The following is a 14,606-nucleotide window of genomic DNA, read 5'->3' as shown; positions in this document are numbered from 1 at the left end:
ATTCTCAAATTTAAATGTTACCATTTTAAAAATAAAACATTTCTATCTAAGGAGGAAAACATAATGGATCAGTTATTATCGCAGCTTCCAGATCGTATCGCAGAACAAGTAATGACGATCGCAAAACAAAACGAGCAACGCTTTAATGAATATTCCGATTTAATTGGAAACGCAGGTTACAAAGCTTCAGAACCGAACATTATCAATGATGCAATCGTCGCACTTTCCCTTGGAAAAAACGTTTTACTAAAGGGGCCGACCGGTGCTGGAAAAACAAGATTGGCAGAGCTTCTCTCCTCTATTTTTAATCAACCGATGCATTCGATAAACTGTTCTGTTGATCTTGATGCCGAAGCACTGTTAGGCTCTAAGACTTTAACATATGATGACAACAGCAAAGCACACATCACGTTTATTTCCGGACCAGTTGAAAAAGCTATGAAACAAGGCCATATCTTATATATCGATGAGATTAATACTGCCAAAGCAGAAACGCTTCCGATTTTAAATGGAGTCCTAGATTATCGGCGAATGGTTCTTAATCCATTTACAGGTGAAACGGTAAAAGCTAAAGAAGGCTTCAACGTAATCGCCGCTATTAACGAAGGGTACGTAGGGACCACCCCATTGAATGAAGCATTAAAGAATCGATTTGTGGTGATAGAAGTTCCTTATCTTCAGGGAGAGGAGCTAAAGGAAATGCTTAAAGAACAGTCCTTATTGAAGGATGAGGCTTTATTAAACCAATTTGTTGCTCTTTCAGCTGATTTGATTTCAAAAGTAAAAGACGGCCAAATTTCGGAGGAGGGAGCTTCTACCCGTTCACTGCTTGATGCATGTGATTTATCTGTTTATATCGGACCGCAGCGGGCTATTAAACGTGGTATTATCGATAAGCTTGAAGATGATCGGGAGAAAGCTGCGGTCGAAACTATAGCGGAGACTATTTTCGGAAGATAAAAGACCCTGGTTCTTAAGTAAGGAGGTGCCATGTTGAAATTTTTAAATTTTGCTGAGAATCGAAAAGATCCTTTTTTGCATATGAAATTAACTGATCTTGCCAGAACACTTTCCCAAAACGCTGATCTTGATGTGAAGTTTGCCTTCCATTCCTATTATAAGAAAGAAGACAATAAAATTACGATCAGCCATTACTGGAACGATATCCTGGATAAAGAACGAGAGGACGGAATGAAAAGCGATGTTTACCTAAGAGCCTTCGGAAATGTTCATTTTACCGACTATGCCGCTGTTTCTAGCTTTCTACATTCGATAACCGATTCAAAGCACCCCTTTTTTGGAAAGCAAGTTTTTGCGATACTGGAAGATTTGCGGATTGAACGGATATCTTTGGAGCATCGGCCGGGAATGAACCATGCTTTTCAAGAGAGAAAGAAATTTCTACAAAAGCATTTCAGAGAAAGGTTCTCTACCCATCAATCGAAGGAAGAGAGGCTGGATGCCCTTTTCTGTGCCATTTATCTTCAAATGAAGGAAAAACCAGTGTTCCTGTCAGGGGAATTATCATCTTTTAAGCCATTTCTTCGTATTCTTGGACAGGAACTTCAAAAGGCGGAACACACCTCTGATATTAAGAAGATAACCGTTAAATTTTTGAATGAAATTGAAGATAACGTGCAGGATATGAAGGCTTCTTACTTTACGATACAAGAAGATTCCGATATTCGGTCTCCAGAAGTAAATGCAGACGAAATTGTAAAAGAGTTGCCAGTAGGCACTAAAAAAGAAATTTCAGAAAAAGAGGATAAAGAAGTACACGATGAGCAGCTTCCTACCTGGCATGAAGAGCAAGAACACGACGGTGACAACTTTATGCAGTATGACCTTGAAGAAGGTTCTGCAACTGATCTTATAGGTGAAGGCGAGCGAAAAGAAGAATCCGGAGACCAGGCGTTTATAAGTGTACAGGGCGCATCGATGCAGTCGACCGGCACTAATTTTGAAGGAAATGAAGCAAACGAATCCGGGAATGACTCAAAGGTTTCAGCAGCTGAACAGGACGAGTTTGGTGAAGCTAATCGCAATGCGGTCGATCGTAAACAGAAACCGACCAGGCCAACACAGGAGCATTTACAAGCATATCGGATAGCTAAATCCGCTGTTCAATCGATTCGAAAGCCCTTGCAGCAATCAATTCAAAAAACGATTGAGCAAAAACAAATTGCACCAAGAAACGATCTGCACTATGGCAGGCTTGGCAAGAAAATTTTAAGAGTTGTTACGGATGAAAATCCTCGTCTTTTCTATAAGAAAAATGCACCAAGTAAGAAATTAAATGCCACCTTCTCTTTATTGGTAGACTGTTCGGCGTCTATGTTTAATAAAATGAATGAAACAAAGGAAGGCATCGTTTTATTCCATGAAACGCTAAAAGCATTGCAGATTAAACATACGATCACCGGATTCTGGGAAGATGCTTTTGAAGCTGACGAAAAGCAGCAGCCAAATTACTTCTTTGAAGTGATTTCACATGATTCTTCACTTCTCCCAGATAGTGGGCCTTCTATTATGCAACTGGAACCTGAAGAAGATAACAGGGATGGCTACGCAATTCGAAAAGCAGCTAGAAAACTATTGGAAAAACCAGAAAAACACAAGATTCTTCTTGTTTTTACGGATGGAGAGCCATCAGCTTTTGATTACAGCGAAAACGGAATCGTGGATACGTATGAAGCTGTACTTAAAGTGAGAAAAAAAGGGATAGAAGTAATCGGAGTGTTTTTAGCAAGCGGAGAACCTCAGGAAAAGGAAATCGAAACGATGCAGAATATTTATGGACGAAACAGTCTCGTTATTCCGACCGTTGAAGATATTCCAGCTTATATTACGCCACTACTTAAACGTCTTCTTTTAAGGTTTGTATAACAAAAGCGCTCCAAATCGTAGGAGCGCTTTTGTTTATGTTGGAGCTGTTTCGTTATGGTATGTTTTAATGTAAAAGCCTGCATGTTTATCCCATTCTGCATAAAAACGTCTTGGATTTTATCTATCCCCTGTTTTTTAAGATGTTGTTTTAACAAAATTTCATCTTTGTCGATCTTTTCCATATGTTACTTCATTTCCCATCTTTTGATTTGCTAATCGCGCTTTATCTTTATTCTTTCTGGCATATTTTGCAATAAAAGGTTTTCCTGGATGAAATTTCTGCCTTCGCTATTTTGGCACCGCAACGGGGGCATGGCATCCCCTCTCGATCATAGACGTTACAAATCGAATCATACCCTCCGGTAAACCCGTCGCCATTATAAAATGGTTCTTCCATGTAGCCTCCTGCTTTAACAGCTTTATTCAGAGTATTCTGTATCGCATCATAGAGCGCTTTTTTATTCTTGTCACTTAAGGTGTTGGCTTTCTTAGTAGGCAAGACTTTTGCTTCAAAGCAAATCTCATCGGAATAGCAATTTCCGATACCTGATATGAATTTTTGATCTATCAATGTGGTTTTTAACATTCCTCTCCGCTTTTCAATTAATTTATCAAACACCTGGAAGGAAAATTCCGGCTCCAATGGCTCAGGTCCAAGATCGTTTAATTCTTCTACAAGCTGCTTTTGGGACAGTAAATGTAAATATCCCAGACGAAGCCCGATGAAGTAGAGCTTTTGATTTCCAAATGAGAGAATAACTTGCTTCGTACGATCAGGATTAGAATCATCATTTCCAAGGAAAATCCATCCTCCTAGCATTAAGTGCAATAATAAGCACATTCCCGAGTCCAGGTGAAAAATAAGATATTTTGCCCTTCTGCTCACACTTTTTATTTTTGTACCGAGAAGGTGGTTTTGAAATTGGCCGATCTCCATATTTATGGACTTTTCCCTATTGATTTCTATTTTCGTAATGCTTTTCCCGGTAATCGTTTCATTTAATAATCTCCGATAGTTTTCCATTTCAGGAAGTTCAGGCATTTGGGATTCTCCTTTTTCGTTTTATCGTTATTACTATTTGTTCTAAACTGGACCATCATGTATTTTTAAATTTGTCCACACACTCAAAAAGGCTGTCGAATACCAATACATATGGAAGAACAAGTTTAAAGGAGTTTTGATGATGAAAAGTAAAAAAGAAGAAAATTGGGGGGTTTTGATAGAAGAATTACATTCCAAAACAGATGAAAACGCTGTCAGAGTTATTGTTAGTGAAGCTTTGAAAGAAAAAAGATTGGTCGACGATAGTGAAGTGACCAAACTAGTTCAGCAAGAATTAGACAAGAAGGGCCTTATTACAAATAGCGAGATGGAAAGCCATATTAATGCGGCCCAATTAAAAATGATTAAGTGGGTAGTCGGTACTGGGATAAGTGCTGTAGCAATTACATTAAGTTTACTTAAGCTATTTATTTAATTTGAATGGACATGTTCTCCCTATATCTTAAATAAGAACTTTTAATCTTTTTCAGGTTCGAAAAGCTGCCTATATAATTCCCGGTTGGCGAGAAACTTCCATTGGCCCCTTACCTGTTCTCTTATAAGCAAAAAATTTATCATCGCTTTCCTTTCCCTTTCGCCTTTTTTGAAAATCGCCAATTCAGGTCCTGTATCTGCTGTTAATAACGTTTCCTTTGTAGGAGTAACAATAGAATAGGGTTTAATTGTATAGTCGAAATGTATTTCTTTTTGAAATTTTTTCCTTATACTTTTATTTTCAAACAATACTATATCGTTGAGCAAAGTTAAATCCGCATTATTGATCGCCACAAGCAAAACATTAATCATTTCATCGGGATTCAGAGTTGATAGATACTCTTCAAGCTGTCCTGCAGCCTTTAAAATCATGATGTGATGGGACTGGTCTGCTCTACTTGTTCTGTGTGTCGTGCTTCCCAAAAAATGTATACAAAAGTGACCGGGAAAACCGTTTTTTAAAGCACCTGCCCCGTGCGGCATCCCATGCATCGATGCTGCAATCAATTTACCGTTGATTTGTACCAGTATCGACCGTCGTTTCCAGCTCCACTGTCCGTTGTAAATTTCCTTCATTATTTTTGTATCTTTTTGTGTTAGAGGCTGAACATCTGCATGCTTGCTTCCCGCTCGCCGTTGTACAGAGAAAGTTAAACCTGTTTCTGTATCAACAACATGAAACTTAGTATACCTCGGTATTATTTCATTCACCTTATCCCAGGGAAGCATACGGACATTATAGTCGACAAAAGACGTACTGTTTCGTTTTTCAGCAAAGACGTTTTCTATGTTGAAAGAAGAAACCACTCCGACCAAAACAATACTAATGATTAATTTTTTTATCATTTTTCCAACTCCATCTCATTAAATTGCGCTTATAAAGTATTTTGAACATTCTTCTAAAAAAAATGATAAAACAAAAAAAAAGAAAAAAAGTTGTTTGTACGTTTCCCAAAAACAGTGTACTTCTTGTTCATCGTTTTGTTTAATCTTCTAAAAACTAGACAGGTATACAAGCTAAAATGATTTAGAATCGTATACTGTCAATGAAGACCCATTTAATAAGGGATATATGGTATAAAGGAGTGAGAGTATGTCCATTTACCAACAGTGCTGCCAGTATCAGGGCCAGGTTGTGCGTATATGGTGCCATGATGGCGTAGAGCATATCGGTGAAATTACCAGGGTGGATAGGGAATTTGTATGGGTACGGCCTGTAGGGGACGGACCAGGAGGCCCAGGGTATGGATTCTATGGCTGGGGCTGGGGATTTCCTCTGGCACTGGCAGCTATTGCAGGGCTTGCAATTCTTCCGTTTTTCTTCTGGTAAGAAGAAGAGAAAGCTGAATCGCCAGCTTTCTCATACATATAAATGGGAGGGTGATTGCGATGCCTGTCATTAGAACTGATCTATGGCTAGCGGATTTTATTAAAAAAGCACGGTCTTATCCAACTATACATCCAATAATGTTACAAAAAGAAACGCTTTGCGGCCAGCTTAAAACGAAGGGCAAAAATATAACTCTATTCCACTACCAGCTGATGAAACTGGGATTATTTAATCCCGAACACATAGAAGCAGCAGAGAGGGAAATAAGGCTCCTGAAAAAACAGCAGGTCTGGGAGCGGATCGAAAAAGAATATGAATATTTAAAAAAGAAATGGGATGGACCTGAAACTGACATTTATATCTTTCCTATCGACCAATCCAACAGAGAATTGATGAAGATTCTTAAAGGGAAAAACGGAATGAATTTCTTCGACAATACGATCGTCCTTTTTGTTCATAGCAGTGTTTCCGAAAAGGAACTTCAGGCATTGCTTACCCACGAATACAACCATGCATGCCGGATACAGGATAAAAAATATGAAACAATTCCTCTTAAAGACTCTATCATAATGGAAGGCCTTGCGGAACATGCTGTCGAACAAAGATTCGGAAAAAAAATGCTTGCTACTTGGACCAGTATTCATTCAAAAGAAAAAGCAAAGAAGTTGTGGAAGGATATTCTCCTTGCCAAACATAATCTCCAGGGATTTCAAAACCATACCATTTACCTTATGGGCAATTCAAAAAATATTCCTAAATGGGGAGGATATAATGTAGGCTACTATATCGTTGATTCATTTTGTGAAAACCAACCCGGTTTATCTGTAAAGCAGCTGCTCAGTATTTCCTCAGATGATCTTATAGCAGGCTCAGATTTTAGTAATCCTTAACATCCGGATCCACATCAAAAATATTTAGAGCAAACTCATCTATTGACTAGCCAATAGGTGAAGACAGAGGCGAAGTTGCGCTTGTCTATATTCTGGCGAAAATAGTCTAAAAGAAAAATCCCAACTGATTCAAATTCTGATTGAAGAATTTTGTATCATAGTTCGGATTTTTCGTTCGGCTAAATACTTTTGTCCCAGCTTATTTCAGATTATTTGCTTTCAATACTCTTCTGAATTTGCTCTAACTTTTGCGGTAAAATAAACAAATATTCGATTAAAGAATCCAATAGATCGATCATCAGGTTTGCTGCTTCTTCATCTGTTTCCATTTCTAAATCCAATAGGGCCCGCAAATTACTTTCTTTGCCAAGAACCTGGCCAAGTGCTATAATCGGTCCCTGTAAGTCTACATGTTTTGGTAATGCTTCTAATTGTTTTGCAAGATCCTGCCCTCGTTCCTTATCAGCTAGAAAATTGCGAGAAATACTCTCCAGGACCCTTCTTGACATAGCTGCAGTAGCTGTCCAATCCTTCACATTATGGACATTAACGGCTGATCGATACACTCGTTCGAGGTCCCCGGGAAACTTTGCAGTTCCATGCATTCTTTTTAATGGCTCTCTTGATAATGATGGATTATAAACATATAATTCAATTTCTTCAGCTTCATCGTTGCCAGATTCGTTGATAAAAACAAACAAAGCGCTCTCTTTGCAATTTGAACAACGTGATGTCGTAGAAAACACGGTTTGATTCATCTGATAATCAAACTTCAACTGGAAATTAATGATTTCTCCACAATTAGGACATTCTGTCTTTGCTGCCTTCGGCAATTTGGTTTGTCCGTATTTATAGACCGTAGAAATGGCACTCGGCTGCACTTTTCTCATTTGTATCCCCCTAAAACATTTTCCATAAAATGTTAATAAAAAACCCTGAAAATCCATACTATAAGTTATCGTTTTGCTATATAGAATGTTGGGGGTAATTGCTAGATTGGTCTGGTAATTTTAGGAAGTATTATACTCCATTTTTTTCAATTTGTCCAGTATGTGCAAAATGGTTTTGCGATCCTTGTCGGCGGATGCTGCATAGAATTGAAAAACTTCAAACTTTACTTCTTAATATCAGTCTCATTTTTAAAAGATTGTTTTGTTGCACAAAAGCGATAAACTGCGACATAACGGATGGATGACTGCTGCGGAAATAAACTACGCTTTCCGCGGGCTCGCGCTGAGCCTCCTCACTCGCACAAAACGCCTGTCTGGTTACGGCTCACAGAGACTAGTGGATTTCCCTCACCTCCTTGCGATAAGGCAACATCGACTCTCTTTTGTTCGTCGTGTTTTCTTTATCTCCATACGACTCAGTCCAATCCATACGTCCCTGGGCGTTCGCCTCCACCTTTCTACACTGCGGGGTCTCAACGTCTTCGCTGTCCCGCAGGACAAGGAAGGCTTACGGCAGCAAGACTTCGCACGAAGAAAATGTGAAGTTTATTTTCGAGGAGTCTACGTGTATTTCCTCCGCTGAGTTATACTTTGACGTTCAACATCTTTGAAAAACATCAATCGATTGGAGCAAAGGGCAGTCGACTCCTGCGGGAAAAGCAACAGCTGAAGATCCCGCAGGAAGCGGTTTTTGCTGACGAGGAAGCTGAAGCGTTGCCCGCGGAAAGCGAACTGCCCGGAGCGTAAATCAATGTTGCAATTGCGTCGCAGTTCCTCTCTAATGTAAATCTTATTAAACAACAAAGTACTCGAAAAGAGCCGAATATAAAGAGGTGAAGTATGTGGACCCCACCTCTTTATACAAACTTTTATTTCATTTTAATTCTGTCATCAGTCGGTCCAGAGATAGGTTGTTCCATTTGTTCAATATAATCAACCAATGCATCCAAATCAACAGGACCAGTTGTTTGCTCTGTTCCTTCTGTGAGTACCGTAAATCCGTCTCCTCCACTCGATAAGAAGCTGTTTACTGTCACAGAATACACTTCGTTCGGCTCGATCTCATTTTCTCCTTTCTTGATGCTTACAACTTTATCCCCTATATCAGCCGACGGATCCCAGGTATAGGTTAGTCCGGAGATTTGCAGGATTTTTTCACTGCCGTCTCTCCACTGCTGTTCTAGCAATTGTTTAATTTGATCACCGGTCAAGTTCATGGAAACAAGTGTATTGTTGAATGGCTGAACAGTGTAAAGCTCGCCCCATGTAATTGTTCCTTCATCAATATTAGCCCGGATACCGCCAGGATTCATGAAGGCAAAATCAGTACCCATAGCATCTCTCTGTGCATCAGCGATCAAGTTGCCAAGAGGAGTCTCCCCGCCGTTTTCTTCTAATTCATCTCTAGTAATAGGTTCAGAAGCTACTCCTACGGTTTCTTCTATTAATGGTCCAACTTCTTCTTCGTAATTCATAACCATTTCCAGCACTCTCGCGTCTGGTTCGATACCATCGTGAAAAGTAGTGACGATTTCCGCTTCTTTCTCAACTATATCTTTTGTTTTAGGATCTATCATGAGATCTACATCGGAAAATGCGGTGCCGTAAGAATAAGATTGAACGATCAGCTTGTTATCAACGACCGTGTTTATAAAGCCATGGTTATGTCCGCCGAAGATCACATCAACTTCATCATCTACTTTGTTAGCCATGTCAATTACTTCACCGCTTGCATGTGAACCATCAATTCCAGACTCTCCTGGTACGTGAGAAAGCACTACAATCGCTTCTATGCCTCTCGCTTTTAATTCTTCCGCAGCTTTGTTAACCGCTTCGGCTTCGTCAATGAATTCTACATCTTTCACACCGCTGGGAATAACTATGCTTGGGGTTTCAGTAGTCACAACGCCGATAAAACCGATCGGCATACCATTGACTTTTTTGATTACGTAAGGCGGTAAGATCGGTTTGCCAGTTTCCTTGCTTATAACGTTCGCTGCTGTGTAAGGGAAATCGGCACCTTCAAAGTTTCCTGTAGTATCATGAGCTCCTCCATAAATGAGACGAAGCATCTCATCTACCCCTTCATCAAATTCATGGTTTCCAACCGTTCCCACATCAAAGCCAAGTTCATTAAAAATCTCAATTGTCGGTTCATCCTGTAATAATGCTGAAGCTGGAGCGCTTGCCCCCACTGAATCGCCAGCATTTACGAGAAGTGTGTTTTTATTCTCAGCTTCTCTTTGCTTCAGATATGCTGCTAGATACTCAGCCCCTCCCGCTTTTTGCCCGCCTATTGTCCGGGTTGTATTGATTTGGCCATGGAAATCATTGATTCCAAGCAACTGGACTGGTATGTAACGATGCTTAAAGTTATCATTTTCCACTTTAGGTCCTTTTGCAAGTGCAGGACTGGCAATAAGTGAAAATGATAAAGCTATTGCTGGTTAAACTTTACGTAGTTTCATAGTTTTCCCTCCAATATCAAAGATTCACTATTAATTTTAGATTGAAAAGAGAAACTATCAAACCTTTTCTAAAAAAAAGAAAAAAGATAAAGAGGAATACCCGGGTCTATCATCCTATGAAAAGGGATTGATTTTAAAATATGTAAAAATTTGTCGTTAAAATCCGAGGGAAAGATGTTTTAAAGCAAGACATATCAGATAAACTCAGTTAATTGCCGGTAAATACTGACGATTTTTTCAAGCTTTATTCTAACTAGTCCACTGGAAGATGGAGCAACAAATTCGATTACCCCTGGAACTCTTGAATCTGGCTGGATACCCCATTCTACTTTTTTTTTGCCACTGTATTGCTGATAAACTCCTTTTCCGACAAAGCAAACTACTTTTGGCTGTAACTTCTTTATTTTTTTCAGCAAATTTTCTCTGCCTTTCTGGTATTCCTCTTTTGTGATATCGGCAGCTTCTTTTGTTGGCCGCTCAACGATATTAGTAAGACCATATCCCAGCTTTAATAGTTCCTTGTCTTCCTTTGACTCATACTTGCGTTCCGTCAATCCCGCTCGATGAAGGATCGTCCAGAAACGATTGTTTGGATTCGCATAATGAGTCCCAGTTTGTCCGGATTTAAGACTGGGATTAAAACCAACAAACATTATTTTCAGATTTTCCTTTAAATGGTCTTCTATCGGTTCCATAGGTTATCACCTGCTTAGTATTGAATATGGTTCAGCTTATCTCAATCACTCCATAATGGAACGTAGCTGTTTTTCGTTTAATCTGGTTAAAGCCAAAATAATCAAATCTTTCACTTTTCCAGTGGTCTTTTAAGATGATTCGTTTTCTGGCGACGCGTTTTGCTTCCTGGATTGTTTCCGCAGTTAAACTGGAGTGCATCGCGACCTTCTTAATACCGGAAAGCCCGTTAGAACCTTTGACGGGTGTTTCAAACATAGGATCAAAATAGACAACGTCATACGAATTATTATCGGATGCCATTAAAAAAGAATAATGATCTTTAAGATCAACTTTAACTTGGCGCATACTCAAATCTATCTCATCTATTCCACTGTTCCAGGTTTGAAGCCCTTCTTTTACGAGCAGGTATAAGAGCTTATTTCCTTCTACTCCGGTAACTTTTCCGGACAATCCAACTGCCATACTCGCGATAATACAGTCAGATGCCAGACCCAGTGTACAGTCGAGGAACGACATACCTTCTGTAAGCCCAGCTATTGAAACAAGAGGGTCCTTCTCCCCTTTCAAAAAGCGTTTCGCTCTAAACATGGCAGAATTCGGATGAAAAAAGACAGGCTCTTCTTCATTTTCCAACAACAGAAAGATTTTTTCCTTTCCTACAACTAACACATCATCATGATATTTCTCTTTCAACTGTGCCAATGAAAGTTTGTTTCTCTCTATATATGGAAAGTTATATGATTCAGAAAGCCTGTTCGCTTTCTTTACTAATGGGGATTTAGTTCGACCTGCAGTTGTAATAATCATATTTAGCTCTTTTCTTTTTGTTTTATCTTACTACTTTTATAACATGCAGAAAAGAATCATGAAAAGAGAAAAAGCTTCCATGATGGAAGCTTTCAAACTATATATCAAGATATATTTGCACTTTTTGAATCTGAAAAATCTTCCCTTATTTTAAACTTTTGTATTTTACCACTGGCGTTCCTTGGAAGTTCATTCACAAAAATATATTTCCTTGGCCGTTTATAATCAGCGAGGCTCGGACTGTCTTTACAAAAATAATCCAGTTCCGTTTTTGTGATAGAATCATTTTTCGGAACAACAACTGCAACGACCTGTTCCCCCCATTTTTCATCAGGCTGGCCGAGTACCGCTACATCTAAAACGCCTTCATGTTCATATAAGAGGTCTTCCACTTCCCTTGGATAGATGTTTTCGCCCCCGCTTATGATCATGTCATCGACTCGATCTGCCACGTAAAGATATCCTTCTTCATCCATATAACCGAGATCTCCAGAATAATACCAGTCACCTTTTATCGCCTGTTTCGTTTCTGTTTCACGGTTGTAATACCCGGACATCAAGCATGTCCCTTTCACGATGATTTCTCCTACCTGCCCGGGGACCTGTTCTTCATCAGGATTTCCGTTACCACCCGGAGCGACTATTTTTATCTCGTGATTAAGGCAAGCTTTTCCTGAAGAACCTGCCTTTGTGAGCTGTTCATCTTCATATAAAAAGGCGACAGCCGGACCCATTTCTGTCATTCCATAAGCCTGAATTAAGTCTATACCTAATTTTTCTCTGCTTGCACGTACTAGAGCAGGTGCCATAGGAGCCGCACCGTACAGTCCTTTTCGAAGGTGATCAATTTTATAGGAAGATACATCTTCTTGCAGAATCATATTCCACATCGTTGGAGCGCCAAATAACACAGTAACTTTTTCGTTTTGAATGGTTTCCAAGATAAGTTGCGGATCAAAATGGTGAAGGATAACGTTTGAGGCGCCAATATGAATCCTCGGCAAAAAACAGCAATGCAATTCTGCACAATGGAACATTGGTGCTGCAGATAAGCCTCTGTCGTTAGGAGTCAACTTCATTGCATTTATACAGATTAAGCTTTGTTCTACCATGTCCCTGTGCTTATGCATTACTCCTTTTGGACGTCCCGTTGTACCGCTTGTATACATAATCGCATAAAGATCATTTTCATTTACTTGAACACGTGGTGGTAAAGTTGATGCATTGTTAATTAAATCATAATAAAAGTGGCCAAAAGGGAGGGAGTCGTTATCAGTAGACCAAAAGGAAGTGGATGGATACTTTTCAGGCAATGAAGTAATCTGCTCCTCCACAGCTTTCTCAAAAATAAATACTTTTGGTTTTGCATCATTCAAAATATAGGTTAGTTCATTGGATTTAAGCCTAAAATTAATCGGGTTAAACACTGCGCCTAATTTAGCGCACGCAATAAATGTCATGGCAAGTTCAGAAGAGTTATAAAGAAAAGTGGAAACGATGTCTCCTTTTTCAATCCCAGCTGCAGTTAGCGCGTTAGCCAGTCGGTTTGCGTCTTCTTCCCATTGTTTATAAGTCCATCGCCTTTTCCGGGAGGCATCTACCAGTGCTTCTTTTCTGGGATACTTTCGTACAGTTTGCTCGAACAACGTACCGATCGTCGTATACATTCTGTCTCCTCCTTTTTATTAAAAAATGCTCACAAAAAGTAATCCTTGTACCTAGAGATGGGCCACTATACATATTCGACAATATTATTAACTAAACCTTCTGATATTTCAGTTAATTTACTGAAAAATAAAAAGCAACCCTAGATGGGCTGCCCGTTAATATCAGTTATGTTTCTTAAAATTCCGCTTTTACTTATCTTTTCAACTGCAGCAAGCAATCTGTTTTCAGGCTGTACGAGCGCTATTCGAACATAACCTTCACCGTACTTGCCAAAAGCACTTCCTGGTGTGACAACTACTCCAGCCTGCTCGATTAACACATAGGCAAATTCAGTCGATTTCCAACCATCAGGTACCTTCGCCCAAATAAACATGGTTGCTTTAGGAGATTCAACATTCCAGCCGATACCTCGTAAACCTCCGATCAATTTATCTCTTCTGCTTACATAAATTTCACGCAATTGTTCTGTAAAATCTTTCCCGTTCCTTAAAGCGGTAACAGCGGCTTTCTGTATCGGAGAAAAAATTCCGTAATCGAGATTTGATTTAAGGATTCTTAGAAGATTAATAACAGTCTGGTTCCCAACGACATAACCTATTCTGCATCCAGCCATATTAAAACTTTTGGATAGAGAATTGAATTCTACCCCAACCTCCTTCGCTCCTTCTATCTCCATAAAGCTCACTGGACGTATCCCATCGTAAATGAGCTCCGAGTATGCGAAATCCGAGATAACTATAATATTAAATCTTTTTGCAAAATCGATCGCTTCCTTATAGAATCGCTCTGACGCAATTGCAGGAACAGGGTTTCCAGGAAAGTTTAAAATCATTAATTTTGCTCTTTCTGCAACCTCCTCGGGAATCTCAGTAAAATCTGGCAAGAAATTATTTTCCTCTTTAAGTGGCATCGGGTACAACTCTGCTTCAGCCATTGCCGCACCTGCCTGATATGCGGTGTAACCAGGATCTGGAGCCAGAATATAGTCTCCATTGCTTGCTAACAGCATAGGTAAATGGGTAAGTCCATCCTGTGAGCCGGTCACCTGTAAGATCTCGTCTTCGGATAAGTCGACCATAAATTTCTCTTTATAATAATAAGCGACAGCCTCGTGAAATTCTTGTGTACCAGTTAACGTGTACCCATATTGTGTAGAGTCCATTGCTTCTTTAGCAATCGCTTCCATTACAAAAGATGGAGGACTGAGATCAGGGCTTCCGATGCTTAGATCAATAACGTCAAAGCCTTCATTCATTTTTTTCTGTTTTAGTGAAGCAAGTTCACTAAAAACACCTTTTTTAAACTGTTCGGTTCGTTGTGATGGTGTAATTTTCATAATATTCCCCTCATTTTAACCAATATGTCACAGTTTAA

At 39.4% G+C, this 14,606-nt stretch carries 14 protein-coding genes; 6 read left to right on the top strand and 8 right to left on the bottom strand.

All coding sequences use genetic code 11. The features are described from left to right. Positions 1-111: 111 nt before the first annotated feature. Together FCL54_RS20405 and FCL54_RS20400 are read left to right on the top strand one after the other, a co-directional pair. Entirely contained in the window at positions 112-960 is an 849-nt protein-coding gene (locus FCL54_RS20405; RefSeq protein WP_246055381.1) for an ATP-binding protein, read from the top strand. A 33-nt stretch (positions 961-993) separates the two neighbouring features. Continuing rightward, positions 994-2,886 carry a vWA domain-containing protein gene (locus tag FCL54_RS20400; RefSeq protein WP_171016945.1) on the top strand — a complete coding sequence of 631 codons (1,893 nt, stop codon included), beginning with the start codon at positions 994-996 and terminating at the stop codon, positions 2,884-2,886. 229 nt (positions 2,887-3,115) lie between these two features. Here the strand turns inward: FCL54_RS20400 and mutM are convergent, their stop codons facing one another. After that, positions 3,116-3,928, bottom strand: coding sequence for a bifunctional DNA-formamidopyrimidine glycosylase/DNA-(apurinic or apyrimidinic site) lyase (gene mutM, locus FCL54_RS20395; protein WP_138128921.1), 813 nt, complete (start codon positions 3,926-3,928; stop codon positions 3,116-3,118). A 142-nt stretch (positions 3,929-4,070) separates the two neighbouring features. On the opposite strand from mutM, the gene FCL54_RS20390 reads away from it, so the two are divergent. Further along, the gene (locus FCL54_RS20390) at positions 4,071-4,364 is read left to right on the top strand and encodes a hypothetical protein (RefSeq protein WP_138128919.1); all 294 of its coding nucleotides are present in this window, start codon (positions 4,071-4,073) and stop codon (positions 4,362-4,364) included. 41 nt (positions 4,365-4,405) lie between these two features. Here FCL54_RS20390 and FCL54_RS20385 read toward each other — a convergent pair whose 3' ends face one another. Next, positions 4,406-5,269, bottom strand: coding sequence for a hypothetical protein (locus tag FCL54_RS20385; protein ID WP_138128917.1), 864 nt, complete (start codon positions 5,267-5,269; stop codon positions 4,406-4,408). A 247-nt stretch (positions 5,270-5,516) separates the two neighbouring features. On the opposite strand from FCL54_RS20385, the gene FCL54_RS20380 reads away from it, so the two are divergent. Beyond that, positions 5,517-5,753, top strand: coding sequence for a hypothetical protein (locus FCL54_RS20380; protein ID WP_138128915.1), 237 nt, complete (start codon positions 5,517-5,519; stop codon positions 5,751-5,753). 59 nt (positions 5,754-5,812) lie between these two features. Next, positions 5,813-6,643, top strand: coding sequence for a DUF2268 domain-containing putative Zn-dependent protease (locus FCL54_RS20375; protein ID WP_138128913.1), 831 nt, complete (start codon positions 5,813-5,815; stop codon positions 6,641-6,643). Between the two features lie 209 nt (positions 6,644-6,852). Here FCL54_RS20375 and FCL54_RS20370 read toward each other — a convergent pair whose 3' ends face one another. Beyond that, a complete protein-coding gene (locus tag FCL54_RS20370) occupies positions 6,853-7,533 on the bottom strand; it encodes a hypothetical protein (protein ID WP_138128911.1) in 681 nt (226 codons plus the stop codon). A gap of 651 nt (positions 7,534-8,184) precedes the next feature. Between FCL54_RS20370 and FCL54_RS24160 the strand changes: the two genes are divergently transcribed. After that, complete coding sequence (locus FCL54_RS24160) at positions 8,185-8,340, top strand: hypothetical protein (RefSeq protein WP_171016941.1); 156 nt, start codon at positions 8,185-8,187, stop codon at positions 8,338-8,340. Positions 8,341-8,462: 122 nt separating this feature from the next. On the opposite strand, the gene FCL54_RS20365 is transcribed toward FCL54_RS24160, so the two are convergent. From FCL54_RS20365 to FCL54_RS20345, 5 genes are all read right to left on the bottom strand, one after another. Then, complete coding sequence (locus tag FCL54_RS20365) at positions 8,463-9,980, bottom strand: bifunctional metallophosphatase/5'-nucleotidase (RefSeq protein WP_281281401.1); 1,518 nt, start codon at positions 9,978-9,980, stop codon at positions 8,463-8,465. 275 nt (positions 9,981-10,255) lie between these two features. After that, entirely contained in the window at positions 10,256-10,756 is a 501-nt protein-coding gene (gene mug, locus FCL54_RS20360) for a G/U mismatch-specific DNA glycosylase (RefSeq protein ID WP_138128907.1), read from the bottom strand. A gap of 31 nt (positions 10,757-10,787) precedes the next feature. After that, complete coding sequence (locus tag FCL54_RS20355) at positions 10,788-11,564, bottom strand: class I SAM-dependent methyltransferase (protein WP_138128905.1); 777 nt, start codon at positions 11,562-11,564, stop codon at positions 10,788-10,790. A gap of 104 nt (positions 11,565-11,668) precedes the next feature. After that, positions 11,669-13,231 (bottom strand): fatty acid--CoA ligase, encoded by a 1,563-nt coding sequence (locus tag FCL54_RS20350; RefSeq protein ID WP_138128903.1) that lies wholly within the window; start codon positions 13,229-13,231, stop codon positions 11,669-11,671. 140 nt (positions 13,232-13,371) lie between these two features. Continuing rightward, a complete protein-coding gene (locus FCL54_RS20345) occupies positions 13,372-14,568 on the bottom strand; it encodes an LL-diaminopimelate aminotransferase (protein WP_138128901.1) in 1,197 nt (398 codons plus the stop codon). Positions 14,569-14,606 lie beyond the last annotated feature (38 nt).

The organism is Exobacillus caeni, from assembly GCF_005747095.1.
GTDB classification, from domain to species: Bacteria; Bacillota; Bacilli; order Bacillales; family Guptibacillaceae; genus Exobacillus; species Exobacillus caeni.
Note: the sequence above shows the minus strand (reverse complement) of the source record. Positions and strands in the feature narration are given on the sequence as shown.

Coding starts and splice junctions, on each gene's coding strand:
- FCL54_RS20355 (WP_138128905.1), bottom strand. CDS start 11,564: ATGATTATTACAACTGCAGGTCGAACTAAATCCCCATTAGTAAAGAAA.
- FCL54_RS20375 (WP_138128913.1), top strand. CDS start 5,813: ATGCCTGTCATTAGAACTGATCTATGGCTAGCGGATTTTATTAAAAAA.
- FCL54_RS20350 (WP_138128903.1), bottom strand. CDS start 13,231: ATGTATACGACGATCGGTACGTTGTTCGAGCAAACTGTACGAAAGTAT.
- FCL54_RS20380 (WP_138128915.1), top strand. CDS start 5,517: ATGTCCATTTACCAACAGTGCTGCCAGTATCAGGGCCAGGTTGTGCGT.
- FCL54_RS20405 (WP_246055381.1), top strand. CDS start 112: ATGACGATCGCAAAACAAAACGAGCAACGCTTTAATGAATATTCCGAT.
- FCL54_RS20390 (WP_138128919.1), top strand. CDS start 4,071: ATGAAAAGTAAAAAAGAAGAAAATTGGGGGGTTTTGATAGAAGAATTA.
- FCL54_RS20370 (WP_138128911.1), bottom strand. CDS start 7,533: ATGAGAAAAGTGCAGCCGAGTGCCATTTCTACGGTCTATAAATACGGA.
- mug (WP_138128907.1), bottom strand. CDS start 10,756: ATGGAACCGATAGAAGACCATTTAAAGGAAAATCTGAAAATAATGTTT.
- mutM (WP_138128921.1), bottom strand. CDS start 3,928: ATGCCTGAACTTCCTGAAATGGAAAACTATCGGAGATTATTAAATGAA.
- FCL54_RS20345 (WP_138128901.1), bottom strand. CDS start 14,568: ATGAAAATTACACCATCACAACGAACCGAACAGTTTAAAAAAGGTGTT.
- FCL54_RS20385 (WP_138128917.1), bottom strand. CDS start 5,269: ATGATAAAAAAATTAATCATTAGTATTGTTTTGGTCGGAGTGGTTTCT.